The sequence below is a fragment of the Nocardioides sp. NPDC054178 genome (assembly GCF_055585005.1).
Genome location: NZ_JBVJKY010000001.1, coordinates 576,764 through 593,782, shown reverse-complemented (window position 1 = coordinate 593,782; position 17,019 = coordinate 576,764). Strand labels below are relative to the sequence as shown.

Genomic DNA, 17,019 nt, shown 5'->3' with positions numbered 1-17,019 from the left:
CAGGTCTACTCGCCCGTTAGAGCGACCGGATAGTCCTACGAACAGCGTGTTACACCGCCGCGGGGCCGCAACAAGTCGGGGCCACCGGGCCAACCGCCATCCACAGCCCAGGTTCAGGCCGGGGTTCTCCACAGGGCGGCACGAGGTGTCGGTGGGGTCTCGCAGGCTGGTTCCATGAACCCACGCATTCAGGCGACCATGGCTGCGAACCATGGCCTCATCACTCGCAGGCAGGCAATCGCCTGCGGGCTCGATCTCGACACGATCTATCGCCAGCTCAGGAGCGGGACCTGGAGAGTCGTACGTCGCGGCGTCTACGCCGAGCAGTCCTACCTCGAGAGCATCACCCTGCCCACCGACCGACAGCGCCTTCGCGATCGGGCTGCGTGCGCGGCCCATCACCGTCCCGTTCGTACGCAGTCACGACACCGCAGCGCTCGAGCTCGACCTCGGCATTCTCCTGCCCACACGGCCGCAGACCCACGTCACCCGCCGACCGGTGGTGGGCAGCCACAGCAAGTGGGGCGTGAAGCATCACCTCGCGCCCTACCTCGAGGACCAGGTGACGGAAGCGAACGGCTTCGAGGTCCTTGGTCTTGCTCGCACCGCGATCGACATCGCTCGCGAGCACGGTCACCCGTACGGCGTCGTCGCTGTCGACTCCGCTCGACAGATGGGGGTGTCGCTCGACGAGCTCTATGCGGTCCTCGATCACATGCAGCACTGGCCCAACCGCCGCCAGGCGCTCGGTGGCATTGAGCGTTCGTACGCAGGGGTCGAGTCGATCGGGGAGTCACTCACCCGGGACGTACTCGAAGAGCTCGGACTGACGGGAATCGAGACCCAGTTCGAGATCACGGACGGCGTACGCACCGCTCGATTCGACCTCAGGGTTGGCCGTCACATCTTCGAGTTCGATGGCCGCGGCAAGTACGTGCCCACGGCGGAAGGCGGCCTGGCGCTCCGATCGGTCGACGAGATTCTCGCCGAGGAGAAGACCCGTCAGGACTGGGCCCATGGATTTCACCTCGGCATGTCGCGGGTCGAGTGGGCCGATCTCTTCGGCCGCAAGCGCAGCTACCTCAAGGACCGCTTGGACCGGGAGTACCTGGCCACCTGCCGAGCCTTCGGCACCGACATCTCAGACCTGGACCGATTCCGCGTGCGTCGCTCGAGGGCGGCCTGATCTCGGCCGACCTCAGACGAACAGCAGAGGTACGCCGACCAGCAGCCCCCACACCAGCGTGGCGAGCCCGGTCTGCTGGAGGACGGGGATCAGCCGCGGGCCGAGGTTGGCACGGTCGAGGACGGTGCGGACGCCCGGCGCGGCGACGGCGATGAACCCGAGACCGAGCAGCGCCCACCAGGACGTCGTCAGGGCCACGAGCACGACGGAGACCGCGGCGAGGGCCACGAGGGCGACGTAGAGCCAGCGGGTGCGGGCGTCGCCGAGGCGTACGGCGAGGGTGATCTTCCCCGACTCGGTGTCGCCGGGGATGTCGCGGAGGTTGTTGGCGACCAAGAGGGCGGAGGTGATCGCGCCGATCCCGACACCGGCCCACAGCGCACCCCACTCCCAGGTCTGGGTCTGGACGAACGTGGTGCCGATGACCGCGACGAGCCCGAAGAAGACGAAGACCATGACCTCGCCGAGGCCGGCGTAGCCGTAGGGGTGCGAGCCGCCGGTGTAGTACCAGGCCGCGACCATGCAGATCAGCCCCACGAGGATCAGCCACCAGGCCGAGGTCAACGCCAGCACCAGCCCCGCCACCGCGGCGATCCCGAAGGCGATGAACGCGGCGCGCTTGACCGAGGAGGGTGACGCGAGGCCCGAGCCGGTCAGCCGCAGCGGCCCCACGCGCTCGTCGTCGGTCCCCCGGATCCCGTCGGAGTAGTCGTTGGCGTAGTTGACCGCGACCTGCAGCGCCAGCGCCACGACGAGCGCGAGGAGCGCCTTCCACCAGACCAACCCACCGGCGTACGCAGCCACTCCGGTGCCGGCGATGACCGGCGCGAGCGCCGCGGGGAGGGTGCGAGGACGGGCTCCCTGGAGCCACTGAGCGGTGTTTGCCACCCCGCTATTCAACACCTGGGGTCCGGCGAGCCGGCCCCGGGGTAACACGGTTACCCCCGAGAACCCAACGACCCCTGCCCGGGGGGAGGCAGGGGTCGAGGGGTGGGGGTGTGGGGGATGGATCAGGTCTTCGGAGGATCGTTGGAGTCGACGCTCAGCTCGGCCTCCATGGCCTCGATCTCCTCGGCCAGCTTGTCGGGCGGCGGAGCGCTGGGCTCGGCGGACTCGGCACCGGCGCCACCGGACCCGGCCGTGCGGCGCTTGTTCCACACGTCGAAGGCGACGGCGAGCAGGAGCACGAGGCCCTTGATGGCCTGCTGCCAGTCGATGGAGACACCGAGCAGCGACATGCCGTTGTTGAGGACACCCATGACAAGACCACCGATGATCGCGCCGACGACGGTGCCGACACCGCCGGTGACGGCCGCGCCACCGATGAAGGCCGCGGCGATCGCGTCGAGCTCGAAGTTGACGCCGGCCTTCGGGTTGGCAGCGGTCAGGCGGGCGGTCGTGACCAGGCCGGCCAGGCCCGAGAGCAGACCCATGTTCATCATGACCAGGAAGTCGACACGCTTGGTGTTGACGCCGGACATCGTGGCCGCGTCGACGTTGCCGCCGATCGCGTAGACGTGACGGCCGAAGACGGTCCTGTTCATGATGAACGTGTAGACCACGATCAGCCCGGCCAGGATCAGCCCGACGATCGGCAGCCCGCGCGCGTCGGCGAGCAGGTAGGCGAAGTACATGATCACGATCGTCAGCAGCGCCAGCTTCACCACGAAGAGCGGGAAGGGCAGGACGTCGAAGTTGTACGCCGTCTGGGCGTTGCGGCGACGCACCTCGAGGAAGATCAGCACACCGACGGCGGCCACCGCGATGAGAAGCGTCAGGTTGTGGAGCCCGGTGTCCGGCCCGATCTCGGGCAGGAAGCCGTTGCCGATGGCCTTGAACTGCTCCGGCAGACCACCGACGGTCGCACCCTTGAGCACGACCAGGGTCAGACCGCGGAAGAGCAGCATCGAGGCCAGCGTGACGATGAACGCCGGGATCCCGACGTACGCCACCCAGAAGCCGTGCCAGGCACCGATCGCGGTGCCGATCAGCAGGCCGAGGAAGACGGCCAACCACCAGGGGAAGTCGTACTGGGTCATCATGATCGCCGAGGCGGCGCCGACGAAGGCCGCCACGGAACCGACCGAGAGGTCGATGTGGCGCGCCACGATCACGATCACCATGCCGATGGCCAGGATCAGGATCTGGGCGTTCTGGACGACCAGGTTGGAGACGTTGAGCGGCTTGAGCAGCACACCCTCGGTCGAGATCTGGAAGAGGATGACGATCGCCGCCAGAGCGATGATCATCCCGTACTGGCGGACGTTCCCGCGCAGCGTGTTGAGCAGGGCATTCATCGGGGGTTACTTCCTCGCGTCCGCGGTCATATAGCGCATCAGGGACTCCTGGGTGGCCTCTGAGCGGTCGAACTCATGGGTGATCACGCCCTCGGCGAGCGTGTAGATGCGATCACACAGACCGAGCAGCTCGGGCAGCTCGGAGGAGATCACCAGTACGCCGCGACCGCTGCGGGCGAGCTCCTGGATGATCCCGTAGATCTCGTACTTGGCACCGACGTCGATGCCTCGGGTCGGCTCGTCGAGGATCAGCAGCTTCGGGTCGGTGTACATCCACTTGGACAGCACCACCTTCTGCTGGTTGCCGCCGGAGAGCTTCCCGACGCCGGCGGTGATCGACGGCGCCTTGATGTTGAGGTTCTTGCGGTAGCCCTCGGCGACCACGACCTCCTTGTGCTCGTCGACGACCAGCCCGGTGCGCAGCTTCTTCAGCGCCGCCGCGGTGATCGAGGTCTTGATGTCGTCGATGAGGTTGAGCCCCAGGCCCTTGCGGTCCTCCGAGACGTACGCGATGCCGGCATCGATCGCCTGGGTGACCGTGTTGAGCTGCAGCTCGGCACCGTCCAGGATCAGCGAGCCGGAGGTCCGCGAGCCGTAGGAGCGACCGAAGATCGACCGCGCCAGCTCCGTACGTCCCGCGCCCATCATCCCCGCGATGCCGACGATCTCGCCGGCCCGCACGGACAGGTTGGCCTGGCGGATGACCTCGCGGTGGCTGTCCTGCGGGTGCATGACCGTCCAGTCGCGCACCTCGAAGAGGACCTCCCCGATGGAAGGAGTGTGGTCGGGGAAGCGGTTCTCGAGGTCACGGCCGACCATCCCGCGGATGATCCGGTCCTCGTCCACGCCACCGTCGGCGACCGAGAGCGTCTCGATGCTCTGGCCATCGCGGATGATCGTGATCTCGTCGGCGATCTGCTCGATCTCGTTCAGCTTGTGGCTGATCATGATCGAGGTGATCCCCTTCTCCTTCAGCCCCTCCAGGAGCGCCAGGAGATGCTGGGAGTCGTCGTCGTTGAGGGCGGCGGTCGGCTCGTCGAGGATGAGCAGCTTGACCTCCTTCGAGAGCGCCTTGGCGATCTCGACCAGCTGCTGCTTGCCGATGCCGAGGTTCTTCACCGGCGTCAGCGGGTTCTCCCGCAGGCCGACCCGCGCGAGCAGGTCGATCGCCTCGCGGTTGGCACGGCCCCAGTCGATGATGCCGCGCTTGGCGGTCTCGTTGCCGAGGAAGATGTTCTCCGCGATCGAGAGCTCGGGGATGAGGGCGAGCTCCTGGTGGATGATCACGATGCCGGCGGCTTCGCTCTGCCGGATGTTGGCGAACGTGGCGGTCTCGCCCTCGAAGACGATGTCGCCGGTGTAGGTGCCGTGGGGGTAGACCCCGCTGAGCACCTTCATCAGGGTGCTCTTGCCGGCGCCGTTCTCACCGCAGATCGCGTGGATGTCACCGCGGTTGACGACGAGGTTGACGTCGGAGAGCGCCTTGACGCCGGGGAACTCCTTGGTGATGCCGCGCATCTCCAGGATCGGTGAGCTCATGTGGTTCCTGCTATCTGGCCAGGTGCAGGCGTGGGCCCGGTCCGGAGAGACCCGGGCCCACGCCGCGTACGGGGTGCTACTTGATCTCGTCGGCGGTGTAGTAGTCGGAGTCGACGAGCACCTTGGTGACGTCGTCCTTGGTGACCACGACCGGGTCGAGGAGGTAGGACGGAACGACCTTCTCGCCGTTGTCGTACGTCTCGGTGTCGTTGACCTCGGGCTCCTCGCCCGCGCCGACGGCGACGATCATGTCGACGGTCACCTTGGCGAGCTCGCGGGTGTCCTTGAAGATCGTGGAGTACTGCTCACCGGCGTTGATCGACTTCACCGACTGCACCTCGGCGTCCTGGCCGGTCACGACCGGGAGGTCGGCGGTGGTGTAGCCGTTGCCCTTGAGCGCGGCGATGATGCCGAGCGAGAGGCCGTCGTAGGGCGAGAGCACGCCCTGGACCTTCTTCGAGGCGTACGTCTTGGTGAGGATGTCCTCCATGCGCTTCTGCGCGGTGGCGGGGTCCCAGCGCAGGATCGCGGCCTGCTTGAAGTCCGTCTGACCGGAGGGGATGACGATCTCGCCGGACTTGATCAGCGGCTCGAGCACCGACATGGCGCCGTCCCAGAAGAAGGTGGCGTTGTTGTCGTCGGGCGAACCGCCGAAGAGCTCGACGTTGTAGGGGCCCTCGCCCTTGGCCTTCAGGCCCTCGACGAGCGAGGTGGCCTGCTGCACGCCGACCTGGAAGTTGTCGAAGGTCGAGTAGTAGTCGACGGCCTTCGTGTCGCGGATGAGGCGGTCGTAGCTGATGACCGGGATCTCCTGCGAGTCGGCGGTCTCGAGGACCTCGCCGAGCGCGGTGCCGTCGATGGCGGCGACCACCAGGACGTCGACGCCCTTGGTGACCATGTTCTCGACCTGGGAGACCTGGGTGGGGATGTCGTCCTCGGCGTACTGCAGGTCGACCTTGTAGCCCTCGGCCTCGAGCTGCTTCTTGATGTTGTTGCCGTCAGCGATCCAGCGCTCCGAGGACTTGGTCGGCATGGCTACGCCGACGGTGCCCTTGTCGCCGCCCTCGCCGCCGTCGCCGCCGCCGCATGCCGCCAGGCCGAGCGCAAGCGCCGCCGCGGTGATCGTGGTGAGTACCTTGCGCACTTACCTGCTCCATTTCATCTACGGCCACGTCGGTAGGCCTACGCGCCGCTGTCGGGGGTGCTGGAGACCGGCGCACGGGCCGGTTCCCAGGTGAGTCAGATCACAGATGTGAACGCTCACATTGGGACAGGCTGCCTCTTCATGTCCAAATGCGTCAAGTGCAGGACGAGGATGTTTCCGACTCGTGACTTACGGGAGGCCCCGTTGATCATCTGCGCTCACACAGGGACTTCACAGACAGCGGGCGCGACCTGTCCAAACAGCGCCGAGTCGGCTCGTCCTGACGCTCGACCCCGCCGAGTCGGCGCGTTATGACGCGCCGACTCGGCGGGGGATCCGGTCAGGACGAGCCGACTCGGCGTGCGGGGTCAGCGGTGGCGTACGCCCACCAGCGCATCGGCCCCGTCGGGCCAGGTGACCTGGATGGACTCCGCGCCGTCGGCGTCGGAGCCGTCGACGACTCGCTTCACGACGATCGTGAAGCTGCCCGCGTCCACCCGGGCGTCGGCGCCGTGGGAACGGATGGTGACGCCGTCGAAGTGCGGCACCGCGTCGGGCGACCACGAGCCGGTGCCGGTCGCGGTGACGACGGTGTCGCGGCGATCCACCAGACGGCCCTGGTCGTAGACGTCCATCGGCTCCTGGGTCGCGCCCGTGAGGGCGGCCACCAACAGCGCCCGGACCGCCACCGGGTCGGCACAGGCGTCGTAGACGTAGCGGGTTCCGAGCGCCGAGTGCTCGGTGGTCGCCATCAGGAAGTCCTCGGCGCCGTCGAGCGGTGCCTCCCGGTAGGAGACGGGGAGGTGGACGACCGACTCGCCGACCTCGAGGAGCACACACTCGATCCCGACCTTCCCGGCCGGGTCGTCGAACCGGTACGAGCCGATCGTGCCCACCAGCTCACCGGGCGACCAGGTCTGGGTGGCGAGCCAGGCGCCGAAGATCTCTTTCTTCGAAGGAGTGAGCGTGGCCTTGTGAACGATCGACATGATCGTTATCTACCACTCATCACACCTTGTGGCTATCGCCTTCGCCGTTCGAGGGTGCCTCGGTCTCGGCGGGCGTCTCGGAGTCGATCTCGGAGTCCTCCTTGGCGCGGGCGGCCTCGACCGCCTTCGCGGCCCGGGCCTCGACCTTCTCGGCGAAGGCCCGTCGCTGCGGGTCGAGCACGAAGAACGACAGTACGCCGCTGATCACGAACGCCACGATCACCGAGAGGAAGATGTCGACCTCGCCGGCGACGAGCGCCCAGATTCCCGCCACGATGCCGAAGGTGGCGAGCAGCGACAGCAGTCGCAGGCCGGTGTAGATCCAGAACTCTTTCATCGTGAGGCTCCCTCAGTGAGCTCGACGACCACCGGGGCCGCGGGCGCAGCGTAGGAATGCTGCGAGGTCGAGGAGAAGTAGTTGATGCCGATGAAGTTGAACCACAGCGTGGCCAGCCCGATCAGCGCAACGATCGCGGCCTTCTTGCCCTTCCACCCGGCGGTCGCGCGGGCGTGCAGGTAGCCGGCGTAGACGACCCAGGTGATGAACGCCCAGACCTCCTTGGGGTCCCAGTTCCAGTAGGAGCCCCAGGCCTCGTGGGCCCAGATCGGCCCGGAGATCAGCACCCCGAAGGTCCACACCGGGAACGCGAAGGCGTGGATCCGGTAGGAGACCCGGTCGAGGTTGTCGAGGTCGGGCACCCGCGCCAGCAGAGCGGCGTCGGGGAAGCGCGCCTTGAGCAGGTACGCCGCCGAGGCGATGCCGCCCAGCGTGAAACCACCGGTGGCGATGATCGCCGCGATGACGTGGATGACGAGCCAGTAGGAGTTGAGCGCCTCGGTCAGCGGCGCGACCGGCTCGTAGAGCCCGACCACCGCCAGCATGAGCACCACGAGTGTGAAGCCGAGCACCCACGGCGCCATCCAGGACAGCTTGAGCCGCCGGTGGAGAGCGACGTACGCAGCAGCCACCACGAACGAGCCCGAGATCGTGAACTCGTACATGTTGCCCCACGGCACCCGGTTGGGGTCCGCGGCCATCCCGCGGCCGACCAACGCCACGAAGTGGCACGCCACCGCGATCGCGGTCAGCAGCAGGCTGAGGCGTCCGAAGAGGGCCGCCCGCTGCGCGCGTACGGCATCGGCGGGGTCCCCCGGGGCGTCGGTGTCGTCGGCTTCGTCGGCCGGTGCACCGGCGCCGACGAGCTCCTTCTCCGCCACCGCGGCCCTGGCGCGCGACTGCCAGGCCGACCACTCGACCAGCGCGCAGAGCAGCGCCAGGAAGTAGACGACGCCGGCGGCCGTGATGGCCTGGTTGCTGAGAACGCCCCAGGTGTGGTCAGTCATCGGTTCTCCTCCTGTGTGCGCACGCCTCGTAACGTCTCCGCGAGGCCGGTGACGACAGCAGCGGTGTCACCACCGCCGGAGCGGTCGAGGGCGGCGATCTCGACCAGTGTGCGCCCATCGACGCGGCGGGCGCGAACCCACACCCGTCGCGAGCGGATGAAGAGGGACCCGAGCAGTCCCACGAGGGCGAGCGAGACGCCGAGGAGCGCCCACTCCTTGCCGGGCGACTTCGAGATCTGCACCCGGTTCCACTGCTGGACGTCGTCGAAGGAGATCGACCCCAGACCGTCGGGGAGCTCGGCCGTCTCCCCCAGTCGCAGGTTGAACGCCTTGCCCGTCTCGTCGGGCGACATCATGTTGGCCTTGGAGGTGTCGAGCGCGTAGACCGACTGGGGCCCGGCGTCGAGGTTGAGGTCGCCCCGGAAACCCTGCAGCGAGAGCATCGCGTGCGACCCGTCCCCGATGTCGCCCATCAGGTTGACCGGCTCACCGTCGACCGTGCCCTCGAACGGGTAGAACAGCCCCTGGAAGCCGATCTCCTCGGGCGAGGCGTACGGCGCCTTCACGACGCCGAAGGAGAGCAGGTTCTGGCTCTGCGGGAGGAAGATCGTCGGGCCCGAGTAGGCGACGTCGCCGTTGCCGTCGCGCACCGTGATCACCGGCGCGTAGCCGTGGGCGAGCAGGAAGACGTCGGTGCTGCCGATGGTGAGCGGGTGGTTGACCCTGAGGTCGTAGTTCTTCTCGTCGCTCGCCCCGGCCGTGTAGCGGATCTTCGAGTTGAATCCGCGCGCGGTGCCGGCACCGGCGCCGGTGGTCAGCCACTCGGCGTGGAAGTCGTCGATCTTGAAGCTGAAGTCGTCGAGGTCCTCGGGGGCGAAGAGCGAGCCGGACTTGAAGTCGTCGTACTGCGACAGCTCGTTGGCGAAGCCGTACTCCTCCCCCACCAGCACGATCACGCCGCCCTTGTAGCCGAACAGGCTGCCGGTCGCGAACGCGACCAGCACGATGATCAGCGACATGTGGAAGATCAGGTTGCCGGCCTCGCGCAGGTAGCCCTTCTCCGCCGAGACGGACTCGCCGTCGTCCCCGGTCTTACGGATGCGGTAGCCGCGCAGCTGCTTCCGGGCCGCGGCGAGCACCTCCGCGGGCTCCTCGTCGGTGACGTACGTCGTGGAGTGGGGCAGCCGGGTCAGCCTGGCCGGCGTCGCCGGCGGCTCGGCCCGCATGGCCCGCGCGTAGACGAGGCACCGCGGGATGATGCAGCCGACCAGCGAGACCATCAGCAGCAGGTAGATCGCCGCGAACCACGGCGTCGAGTAGACGTTGAAGAGCCCGAGCTTCTCGTAGATCGGCGTCAGCGTCGTGTGCGCCTCGCGCCACTGGTCCGCCTTGAGCGAGTCGACGCCGTCCTGCGGGATCAGGGACCCCGGCACGGCCGCGAGCGCGAGCAGCAGCAGCAGGATCAGTGCCGTACGCATCGAGGTCAGCTGACGCCAGCCCCAGCGCGCCAGCTCGCGGGCGTTCAGCTCACCCGGGCGGCGTACGCCTTCGTTCTGGTCGGGAGGAGCGGTGGTGCTCACAGTGCGATGCCCTCCCAACGCTGGACGAGCTGGACCTGCAGCCACTGGACGCCGTTGTCCCACCAGCCGGTGAGCATGGCGACGCCGATCAGGATCATCAGCACGCCGCCGACAATCGTGATCGCGCGGGTGTGCCGGCGGAACCAGCTCAGCGCGACGGTGGCCCTGCGCCACATCACCGCGACGAGCACGAACGGGATGCCGAGGCCGAGCGCGTAGACCGCGAGCAGCAGGCCGCCGCGGGCGGCGGTGCCCTGGTCCCAGGCGAGGCCGGTGATGACACCGAGCGTCGGTCCGGTGCACGGGGTCCAGGCCAGCCCGAAGAGGAAGCCGAGCAGCGGCGCGGCGGCGAGCCCGACCGCCGGCACCTTGTGGAACTTCAGGTCGCGCTGCAGCAGCGGGATGAAGCCCATGAACGCGACCCCCATGATGATCGAGAGCACGCCGAGGACCTTGGTGCCGGTCTCCTGGAAGGCCAGCAGCTTGTAGGCGATCCCGCCCACGGTCACGCCGAGCAGCACGAAGACCACCGAGAACCCGGCGACGAAGAGCAGGGACCCCGCGAGCATGCGGCCGCGGCGTACGTCACCGGAGGCGAGGTCGGCACCGGACAGGCCGGTGGCGTAGGAGAGGTAGCCGGGGAGCAGAGGCAGCGTGCACGGCGAGATGAACGAGAGGAACCCGGCCAGCAGCGCGATCGGGACCGCCAGCATCAGCGATCCGCTCCCGGCGGTGCTCGCGAACCAGTCCGTCATGCTGCGCCCTCCTCCGGCTTCCCCGCCGCGGAGATGAGCTCGTCGAGCGTACGTGCCGAGGGGATCTCACCGCGGATCAGCGCCGCCACGCGGCCCTCGGTGTCGAGGATCGCGGTGGCCGGGATGGCGCGGGGCGCCAGCGAGCCCTTCAGCGCGAGGACGGCGGCGCCGTCGGGCGAGTAGACCGACGGGTACTCCACGCCGTAGTGGCGCTCGAAGGCCAGCCCCTGGGCGGCCGAGGCGTCGCGGGTGTTGAGCCCCACGAAGGCGACCTCGTCGCCCAGCTCCTCGTACGCGGCCTGGAGCATCGGCATCTCCTTGCGGCACGGCGCACAGCCGGTCCACCACACGTTGAGCACCGTGACCTTGCCCCGGGTGTCGGCCAGGTCGAACGGCTTGCCCTCGAGGGTCTCGCCGGTGAGCTCGACCGGCTCGCCGCGATCGGCGACAGGGATCTCCTGGGTGCGGCCGTCACCGGAGATGTAGCCGGCTTCGTTCGTGCCGGTCTGCCCACACGCGGCCAGCAGCCCCACCGTCACCAAGGTGAGGAGGAGGCCACCCAACTTCTTACGCACGCGCAGGACTCTTCCTGACAAACCTGAGAGCCTCGTTAATCTTCCGCGTCTTCCGCGTCGCCGGCCGAGAACGGTGCGTACTTGTCCTTCGCCGGCAGCATGTCGCCGGCCGGCTCGCTGTAGGAGAGCGCGACGAACTCGTCGTCGACGAAGTGCAGCGAGGTCAGCGAGCACAGCGCGCACTGGCGGCGGCGCGGGTCGTGCAGGAAGCTGCGGCCCTCGATGTGGAGCCGGGTGGTCCAGATCGGCAGCTGGTGGGAGACGATGACCACCTCGTGGCCTTTGGCCAGATCGCGGGCGTCGTGGATCGCGGCCATCATCCTGGCCACGATCTCCAGGTAGGGCTCGCCCCACGACGGCTTCAGCGGGTTGAGCAGCTTCGGCCAGACCTTGGGGTCCTTCAGCGGCCCCATGCCGTCCTTGAAGCTCTTGCCGACGAAGAGGTTCTCCGACTCGAGCACCCGCTCGTCGAGCGAGATGTCGACCCCGAGCGCCTTCGCCAGCGGCCCGGCGGTCTGCTGGGCGCGCTCGAGCGGGCTGGAGATGACGTGGGTGATGTCCTGCCCGCCGATCCGGTCGGCGACCCGCTCGGCCATCCGCAGGCCGAGCTCGGAGAGGTTGAACCCGGGCCTGCGCCCGTAGAGGATGCCCTCCGGGTTGTGGACCTCACCATGGCGCAGCAGGTGAACCGTCGTCTCCATACTCATGCTCCTTCGGGGGTCGAGCCTGTCGAGGCCACAGCAGCCTCGGCGGCGTACGGAAGCGCCTCGACGATCCGGGAGACCGCCCGCTCGTCGTGGGCGGAGGAGAGGAACCAGGCCTCGTAGGCGCTCGGCGGCAGGTAGACGCCCTGATCGAGCATGGCGTGGAAGAAGGCCTTGTACGCCGCCTCGTCGGTGGTCTTGGCCTCGTCGAAGTCGCGCACCGGCCTGTCGGTGAAGAAGACCGAGAACATCGTGCCGGTGGACTGGATGACGTGCGGCAGACCGACCTTGGTGAAGGTCTCCTCGATCGCCGCCTTCACGACGTCGCCGGCCTGGGTGATGTGGTCATAGACCTCGTCGGTCGCCAGCCGCAGCGTGGTCAGGCCCGCGGTCGTCGCGACCGGGTTCCCCGACAGCGTGCCGGCCTGGTAGACCGGCCCGTCGGGGCTGAGCGAACTCATCACGTCGGCGCGGCCACCGAAGGCCGCCGCCGGGAACCCGCCACCCATCACCTTGCCGAAGGTGACCAGGTCGGGCGTCCAGCCCTCGGTCTTGCCGTCCAGGCCCCACTGCCCCTGCTTGCTGGCCCGGAACCCGGTCATCACCTCATCCGAGATGAACAGGGCGCCGTTGCTCGTGCAGGTCTCGCTCAGGAACTGGTTGAACCCGGGCTCCGGCGGCACGATGCCCATGTTGCCCGGCGAGGCCTCGGTGATCAGGCAGGCCACGCGGCCCCGGTAGGTCTCGAAGGCCGCGGTCACGGCGGCTCGGTCGTTGTAGGGCAGCACGACGGTGAGCTCGGTGCTGCTCTCGGGTACGCCCGGGGTGCCGGGGATGGCGTGGGTGACCAGGCCGGACCCGGCGCTGGCGAGGAGGGAGTCCACGTGGCCGTGGTAGTTGCCGGCGAACTTGAGGATCACGTCGCGGCCGGTGAAGCCTCGCGCCAGCCGGATGGCCGACATCGTCGCCTCGGTGCCGCTGCTGACGAACCGCACCTTCTCGACCGGCGCCCGGCGCACGATCTCCTCCGCGAGCTCGACCTCGGGCGTGGTCGGGGTCCCGTAGGAGGTGCCCCGGGCGACCGCCTCGAGGACCGCGGCCTGGACCTCCGGATGGGCATGGCCCAGCAGCATCGGGCCCCAGGAGCAGATCAGGTCGACGTACTCGTTCCCGTCGACGTCGGTCAGCCACGCCCCCTTCGCCTCCCGGATGAAGCGCGGCGTCCCGCCCACCGCGTTGAAGGCGCGTACGGGCGAGTTCACGCCGCCCGGCGTCACTGCCTTCGCACGGGCGAAGAGCGCTTCGGATGCCGCTGCGGACAGGGGCGAGATGTCGTGAGGCACCGGCTCATTCTTCATCAACCCCACCCGCAATCCCCATTCCGGGCCGCACCGCGCACGCGTGCCACCACGGAATCGGGTTACCGATGCGTACGAAAACCGATGTTCGTCGTCATGAACCGAATTAACCTGCGTCTCATCGACGTCTCGTTAACTGGAACGCAATGTGCCAGTAAAACGTGACGTGCGTAACTTTGACATGAGACGGTTCGTTGAGAACGTTGCGATTTGGGGAGCAAGACCCGGGACTTTCTGCCCCGGGGATTGAGAGGGAGATTCGATGTCCGCTACGCGCTACAGCCGCCTCCAGAAGGCGACCGCGCTCGTTCCGCTCGCGCTGCTGAGCGCGGCCTGGACAGTCAACGTCACCGGTCTGACGCAGTCGAGCGCCACCGCATCAGGGACCCGTTACGACGATGCGTTCAGCCTGCCGGACGGGACATCGGTCCCGACCGAGGCGATCGAGGCGCCGGCCAGCGTGTCGGCCTCGACCAACGGGGGCGACACGTCGCTGCCCGGGACGGCCAGCGCCGCCGGCATCCCGTCCGCCGCGCTCGCTGCCTACCAGCGTGCAGCCACGGTCATCAACGCCGCGGACGCCGGCTGCAAGATCGACTGGCCGCTGATCGCCGCGATCGGTCGGGTCGAGTCCAACCACGGGCGCGCCAACGACAACCGTCTCAGCGCCGAGGGCGTCTCCACGCCCGGCATCTACGGGGTGCCGCTCAACGGCAAGGGCAACGTCTCCCAGATCACCGACACCGACGGCGGGCAGTACGACGGCGACACCAGCTACGACCGCGCGGTCGGCCCGATGCAGTTCATCCCCTCCACCTGGGCGATGGTCGGCGTGGACGCCGACGGTGACGGCAAACGCAACCCGCAGGACATCAACGACGCCGCCCTCGCCTCCGCCGTCTACCTCTGCTCCGGCGACGACGACCTCTCCACCGACCAGGGCGCGCGGGCAGCGGTCTTCCGTTACAACCACAGCCAGTCGTACGTCACGACGGTGCTCGGTGTCGCCGAGGCCTACCGCTCCGGTGACTTCACCTCGATCCCGAACAGCACGGTCCCGGTCGACTACGCGATCCCGCGGATGGAGGCTCCGAAGCCTTCGAAGAAGAAGGACCGCGAGCTCCGTGCAGGCGGCCAGCAGGCCGGCCCGCGCGGCGGCTCCTCGCAGTCTCCCTCCGCCCCGTCCAGCGAGACTCCGTCCGGGGAGACGCCCGGCGGGAGCACCGGCGGTGGCACCGGGGGCGGCGACGCCGGCGGTGGGGCCACCACCGACCCGGGGAAGGCGCTGGAGCCGGTGACCCAGCCGGTGGAGAAGGTCGTCGCGACCGTTTCCGAGCTGACCACGATCTGCACCAACGCGGTGATCGACCAGGTCGGCTCCGTGCTCGCCCGCACCGTCCCGAAGAGCACGATCACCGACTGCGTGGCACAGCTGCAGGGGAAGACCCTGACGGAGGCCACCGATGCTGTCGGCGGCATCCTGACCGGCCTGCTGAGGCTGCTCGGGCTCGTCAAGTAGCTCGAACCACATCCGAAGGGACCCCGCCATCCGGCGGGGTCCCTTCGGTGTTGCGAGAGCTGTGATCGCGCCTGCGCCGCCCGTGTAACACGTCGTTCGTAGGACTATCCGGTCGTTCTGATAGGGCGAATAGTCCTACGAACGACGTGTTACACCTGCCGCGGCTGCCCAGCGGAGTGACCAACGGCGTGGCCAGCGGGCCCGACCGGCGGGGGTCAGGCGGCGGGCTGGTCGTCCTCGTACTCGGTGACGAAGGCGCGGCCGGCCTCACGGACGGCGGCCAGGGAGGACGCGTCGGCCAGCAGAGAGCTGAGGTGGTAGTCGGCGACCGACTCGGCCAGGGCGTCAGAGCTCGCCAGGGCCTTCTCCTCGTCGCGGCGGCCGTGCCACAGCCGGTGCTGGGCGCCTTCGTTGAGCGAGAGCAGCATCAGCGCGGTCGCGGCAGGGTCGGTCTGGCGCAGCTCGCTGCTCTCGACGCCCAGCTCGAGGAGCTGAGCGGCCGCAGCGCGCAGCTTCTCGCCGTCCTCCTCGAAGCCCGCGAAGACCTGGGGCTGCGCCAGGGCGGCCACCTCCAGCTCGTAGAAGTCGAGCGGCGCGGTGCACAGCTGGCGTACGTCGGTGTAGAGGAAGGCGTAGAGCCGCGGAGCGACCGGGCCGTCCTCCTCGAGGAGCTTCTCCGCGAGCGTGAGCGACTCGCGGTTCTTCTCCATCAAGGCGGAGAGGATCTCCTCCTTGGACTTGTAGTAGTAGTACATCGAGGACTGGCGCAGCCCGACGCACTCGGCGATCTGGCTGATCGTCGTCGCCGCGACCCCCTGAGCGGTGAAGAGCCGGGACGCCTCTTTGAGGATCTCTTCTCGCGGGTTCGCCGAATTGCGTCCACTGTTGCGCGGCCGACCGGTGCGCTTCGTGCTGCCCAACTCTCGATTGGTCACAGGCTCGAGTCTACTCTCAGGATATGTTCCACGTCACAGAGCTGCTCGGCTGCTGGAGCGAGAAAACTCAGCCTCGCAGCCAGCCGGCGGCTTCGGTGGCCCAGTAGGTCAGAATGACGTCCGCGCCCGCCCTCTTGAAGGCGGTGAGTGTCTCCAGGATCGCCGGTTCGCGGTCGATCCAGCCGTTCGCGGCGGCGGCTTCCAACATCGCGTACTCCCCCGAGATGTTGTAGGCAGCCACCGGAACATCGACAGACTCACGCACTCGCTGGAGGACGTCGAGGTACGGGAGCCCGGGCTTGACCATCACGATATCGGCGCCCTCGGCCACGTCAAGAAGCGCCTCGCGCACGCCCTCCAGCGCGTTGGCCGGATCCTGCTGGTAGGTGCGCCGGTCGCCCTTGAGCGAGGAGTCGACCGCCTCACGGAACGGGCCGTAGAAGGCCGAGGCGTACTTCGCGGAGTAGGCCAGGATGGAGACGTCGGTGTGACCCGCGCCGTCGAGGGCATCGCGGATCACCGCGACCTGGCCGTCCATCATCCCGGACGGGCCGACCATGTGGACGCCGGCCTCGGCGTGGGCGATCGCCATCTGGGCGTAGATCTCGAGGGTGGCATCGTTGTCGACCGAGCCGTCCTCGGCGAGCACACCGCAGTGACCGTGGTCGGTGAACTCGTCGAGGCACAGGTCGCTCATCACGGTGAGCGCGTCGCCGACCTCGGAGACCACGTCGGCGATGGCCACGTTGAGGATGCCGTCAGGGTCCAGCGCACCGGAGCCGACCGCGTCCTTCGTCTCCGGGACACCGAAGAGCATGATGCCGCCGATGCCGGCGGAGGCCGCCTCGGCCGCGGCCTTCCGCAGCGACTCCCGGCTGTGCTGGACGACGCCGGGCATCGTCGAGATCGGGACGGGCTCGTCGATCCCCTCGCGCACGAACGCGGGCAGGACCAGGTTGGCGGGACGTACGGCCGTCTCCGCGACCATCCGGCGCATGATCGGCGTGCGGCGCAGCCGGCGGGGACGGATCACGGGCTTCTCGATGCTCATCTGCACTCCATCGCAAAAGGGTACGTTCCACGGTAGTGCAACA

16 protein-coding genes and 1 pseudogene are annotated in these 17,019 nt (G+C 68.3%); 3 read left to right on the top strand and 14 right to left on the bottom strand.

The window, feature by feature from the left end; genetic code table 11:
• Nucleotides 1-174: 174 nt before the first annotated feature.
• Nucleotides 175-309, top strand: a pseudogene (locus ACZ6WN_RS02870) (type IV toxin-antitoxin system AbiEi family antitoxin domain-containing protein); the annotation flags it as partial.
• A gap of 217 nt (nucleotides 310-526) precedes the next feature.
• Nucleotides 527-1,186, top strand: coding sequence for a hypothetical protein (locus tag ACZ6WN_RS02865; RefSeq protein ID WP_465863520.1), 660 nt, complete (start codon nucleotides 527-529; stop codon nucleotides 1,184-1,186).
• Between the two features lie 12 nt (nucleotides 1,187-1,198).
• On the opposite strand, the gene ACZ6WN_RS02860 is transcribed toward ACZ6WN_RS02865, so the two are convergent.
• From ACZ6WN_RS02860 to hemL, 12 genes are all read right to left on the bottom strand, one after another.
• Nucleotides 1,199-2,074 carry a 1,4-dihydroxy-2-naphthoate polyprenyltransferase gene (locus ACZ6WN_RS02860; protein ID WP_465862572.1) on the bottom strand — a complete coding sequence of 292 codons (876 nt, stop codon included), beginning with the start codon at nucleotides 2,072-2,074 and terminating at the stop codon, nucleotides 1,199-1,201.
• A 122-nt stretch (nucleotides 2,075-2,196) separates the two neighbouring features.
• Nucleotides 2,197-3,483, bottom strand: coding sequence for a multiple monosaccharide ABC transporter permease (gene mmsB / locus ACZ6WN_RS02855; protein ID WP_465862571.1), 1,287 nt, complete (start codon nucleotides 3,481-3,483; stop codon nucleotides 2,197-2,199).
• A 6-nt stretch (nucleotides 3,484-3,489) separates the two neighbouring features.
• A complete protein-coding gene (mmsA, locus tag ACZ6WN_RS02850; protein ID WP_465862570.1) occupies nucleotides 3,490-5,022 on the bottom strand; it encodes a multiple monosaccharide ABC transporter ATP-binding protein in 1,533 nt (510 codons plus the stop codon).
• A 76-nt stretch (nucleotides 5,023-5,098) separates the two neighbouring features.
• Entirely contained in the window at nucleotides 5,099-6,166 is a 1,068-nt protein-coding gene (chvE, locus tag ACZ6WN_RS02845; protein ID WP_465862568.1) for a multiple monosaccharide ABC transporter substrate-binding protein, read from the bottom strand.
• A gap of 368 nt (nucleotides 6,167-6,534) precedes the next feature.
• Nucleotides 6,535-7,155, bottom strand: a complete 621-nt coding sequence (locus ACZ6WN_RS02840) for a maltokinase N-terminal cap-like domain-containing protein (RefSeq protein WP_465862567.1) — start codon at nucleotides 7,153-7,155, stop codon at nucleotides 6,535-6,537.
• A gap of 19 nt (nucleotides 7,156-7,174) precedes the next feature.
• Nucleotides 7,175-7,492: a DUF4229 domain-containing protein gene (locus ACZ6WN_RS02835; RefSeq protein WP_465862566.1), complete on the bottom strand. Its 318-nt coding sequence runs from the start codon at nucleotides 7,490-7,492 to the stop codon at nucleotides 7,175-7,177.
• A complete protein-coding gene (ccsB, locus tag ACZ6WN_RS02830; protein WP_465862565.1) occupies nucleotides 7,489-8,499 on the bottom strand; it encodes a c-type cytochrome biogenesis protein CcsB in 1,011 nt (336 codons plus the stop codon). The genes ACZ6WN_RS02835 and ccsB overlap by 4 nt, the downstream gene beginning before the upstream one ends.
• A complete protein-coding gene (gene resB, locus ACZ6WN_RS02825) occupies nucleotides 8,496-10,079 on the bottom strand; it encodes a cytochrome c biogenesis protein ResB (protein WP_465862564.1) in 1,584 nt (527 codons plus the stop codon). The genes ccsB and resB overlap by 4 nt, the downstream gene beginning before the upstream one ends.
• Nucleotides 10,076-10,834, bottom strand: a complete 759-nt coding sequence (locus ACZ6WN_RS02820; RefSeq protein WP_465862563.1) for a cytochrome c biogenesis CcdA family protein — start codon at nucleotides 10,832-10,834, stop codon at nucleotides 10,076-10,078. The genes resB and ACZ6WN_RS02820 overlap by 4 nt, the downstream gene beginning before the upstream one ends.
• Nucleotides 10,831-11,409, bottom strand: a complete 579-nt coding sequence (locus ACZ6WN_RS02815) for a TlpA family protein disulfide reductase (RefSeq protein ID WP_465862562.1) — start codon at nucleotides 11,407-11,409, stop codon at nucleotides 10,831-10,833. Before ACZ6WN_RS02815 ends, ACZ6WN_RS02820 begins: the two co-directional genes overlap by 4 nt.
• Nucleotides 11,410-11,444: 35 nt before the next feature.
• Nucleotides 11,445-12,110: a histidine phosphatase family protein gene (locus tag ACZ6WN_RS02810; RefSeq protein ID WP_465862560.1), complete on the bottom strand. Its 666-nt coding sequence runs from the start codon at nucleotides 12,108-12,110 to the stop codon at nucleotides 11,445-11,447.
• A 2-nt stretch (nucleotides 12,111-12,112) separates the two neighbouring features.
• Nucleotides 12,113-13,471 carry a glutamate-1-semialdehyde 2,1-aminomutase gene (gene hemL, locus ACZ6WN_RS02805; protein ID WP_465862558.1) on the bottom strand — a complete coding sequence of 453 codons (1,359 nt, stop codon included), beginning with the start codon at nucleotides 13,469-13,471 and terminating at the stop codon, nucleotides 12,113-12,115.
• A 262-nt stretch (nucleotides 13,472-13,733) separates the two neighbouring features.
• Here hemL and ACZ6WN_RS02800 point away from each other — a divergent pair, with 262 nt between their 5' ends.
• Nucleotides 13,734-14,990 (top strand): lytic transglycosylase domain-containing protein, encoded by a 1,257-nt coding sequence (locus ACZ6WN_RS02800; RefSeq protein ID WP_465862557.1) that lies wholly within the window; start codon nucleotides 13,734-13,736, stop codon nucleotides 14,988-14,990.
• A 215-nt stretch (nucleotides 14,991-15,205) separates the two neighbouring features.
• Here ACZ6WN_RS02800 and ACZ6WN_RS02795 read toward each other — a convergent pair whose 3' ends face one another.
• Complete coding sequence (locus ACZ6WN_RS02795) at nucleotides 15,206-15,925, bottom strand: TetR/AcrR family transcriptional regulator (protein WP_465862556.1); 720 nt, start codon at nucleotides 15,923-15,925, stop codon at nucleotides 15,206-15,208.
• Nucleotides 15,926-15,992: 67 nt separating this feature from the next.
• Entirely contained in the window at nucleotides 15,993-16,976 is a 984-nt protein-coding gene (gene hemB, locus ACZ6WN_RS02790) for a porphobilinogen synthase (protein WP_465862554.1), read from the bottom strand.
• Between the last annotated feature and the right edge of the window lie 43 nt (nucleotides 16,977-17,019).